The organism is Mesorhizobium sp. M1E.F.Ca.ET.063.01.1.1, assembly GCF_003998155.1.
In the GTDB taxonomy this organism is placed as follows: Bacteria; Pseudomonadota; Alphaproteobacteria; order Rhizobiales; family Rhizobiaceae; genus Mesorhizobium.
Genome location: NZ_RZSC01000919.1, coordinates 1 through 2,069, shown reverse-complemented (window position 1 = coordinate 2,069; position 2,069 = coordinate 1). Strand labels below are relative to the sequence as shown.

Genomic DNA, 2,069 nt, shown 5'->3' with positions numbered 1-2,069 from the left:
GGTAAGGCGCCAGCCCCCTTGCCTCGCGCGAATACCGTCGTTGCTCGTGCCAGGGCCGGTAAGGCTTTTCGACGGCATACTGGATGGCGGCGCGCGCCGTTGCCGATTGCGGATCGAAGAAGACGGCGGCGCTGCCGTCACGCGCGAGTTGGCGCTTGGTGACGACAAGGATGCGCGGATCGCGGCAAGGATTGTAGGCCGTGGCGTCGTCTATGACGATGAGGTCGGCGAAGCCGCAGGCCGGCCTGGCGCTGTTGCGATTTTCCGCCAGCGCGACAATCGCGCCGGACGGGTGCCGGCCGATGCAGAGGTCTCCCGTGCAGTAAAAAGGCGACCCTGGCGGCAGGTCGACGGGATCGGCGATGTCCAGCGCGCCCTTGGCGAATGTCTCCGGCGGCACGATCGTTTCAGCCTTCAGCGCGCGTTTCCAGTTGTCGGTGGTGAACTCGTTGGAACGGTCACGATTGACAGCGAGCTCGCCGCCGCCGATCGGCATCGCCACCAGATGCGCGTCCTCCGAGATCAGCACATCCGGCGTGCGGACATGCGGGATGGTCAGCACGCCGGCCAGCGCGAAGGGAACGGCCACCAGCCTGAGCCAGGTGGTGGCCATGGTCGCGATGACAAGCGCGACCGTCACCAGCAGCACCGACTGGATCGAGATCAGCCCCACGGCATCGACTGGCGAGCGTTCCGAAATCCACGCCGAGATCGCGATCATCGCCGTCAGGCCCTTGCCCATCACATAGAGAAACGGACCGTCGAGGCCGAATGGCATGGTCAACGCGCTCAGGACGGCGAACGGCATGACGATCAACGAGACGATGGGCATAACCGCCAGATTGGCCAGCAGGCTGAGCGGCGACACCCGCTGAAAATGCCAGATCGCAAACAATATCGTTGCGCTTCCGGCGATCAGCGACGTCACGGCAGCGCCACCCAACCCAACCGCCAGCCTTCGCAATAGGAACCGCGGAAACGACCGTTTTGCAGGGGGTGTCCTCACCTTGTCGGCGCGGTAATCGGCCCAGCCGGCATAGGCGCCGACCAGGGCAGCGGTGGCTGCGAACGACATCTGGAAGCTCGGGCCGACCACTTCATGCGGCGACACCAGGATGACGGCGATGGCCGAAATCGCCAGATTGCGCATCGTCAGGGCCGCGCGGTCGAACAGCACGGCGATCAACATGACCGCGAGCATGATGAAACTCCGCTCGGCGGCGACCACGAGGCCGGAGATGACGAGATAGGCGGCGATCGACACCAAGGCGATTGCCGCGGCGTATTTCTTCACCGGGCGGCGCGAGGAAAAATCCGGAAACAGCGCGAAGGCGCCGCGCAACAGAAGCATGATCGTGCCCGCGACAAGCGCCATGTGCAGGCCGGAGATCGAGATGATGTGATAGATGCCTGTCCGCCGCATCGACTCGTTGATGTCTTCGGGAATACCGGCCCGAATGCCGACGATCAGCGCCGCGGCGATCTCGCCTTCGGGACCGCCGACGGTGCTTCTGATGTGATCGGCAATGTTTTCGCGCGCGTTCTCGATGGCCGAAGCCATGCCGGTTCCGAACGGTGGCCCGGTGGCCGAGACGACTTTCGGATCGCCGAGGAAAAAGCCGCTGGCGCCAATGCCGGAAAAATAGCTGTCGAAAGAAAAATCATAACTGTCCGGCCGGACCGGCCCGGTCGGCGGCAGCAACCGGGCATAGCCCGTCACCAGCGATCCAACCTTCATGTCTGAGGGTATCGCGCGCGCCGAGAGCCTGACGCGATCCGGCGCGTAGCGAAGTTTTGGATGCGCGGTCGAGACAAGATCGATGGTCAGGCGCACTCGGCCATTGGCCATTTCTTCGGCGATGACGACGCGGCCGGTCAGCCGCGTCTGGATTTCGGAGCCGAGCATCGGCGTTACGGCCCGCCATGTCTCGGCCTTCGCGGCGACGAAACCCAAGGCGCAAAACAGCGCCGCCATGAAGGCGAGGTGCGTTTTGGGCCATGCGCGATCATTTCCCGCGCATGGCCCAAAACGCACCTCGCCTTCATGGCGGCGCTGTTTTGCGCCTTGG

General features: G+C 64.3%; 1 pseudogene. It reads right to left on the bottom strand.

What is annotated here, in order from left to right:
- Positions 1-2,005: pseudogene (locus EOA29_RS34250) on the bottom strand (ComEC/Rec2 family competence protein); the annotation flags it as partial.
- Positions 2,006-2,069 lie beyond the last annotated feature (64 nt).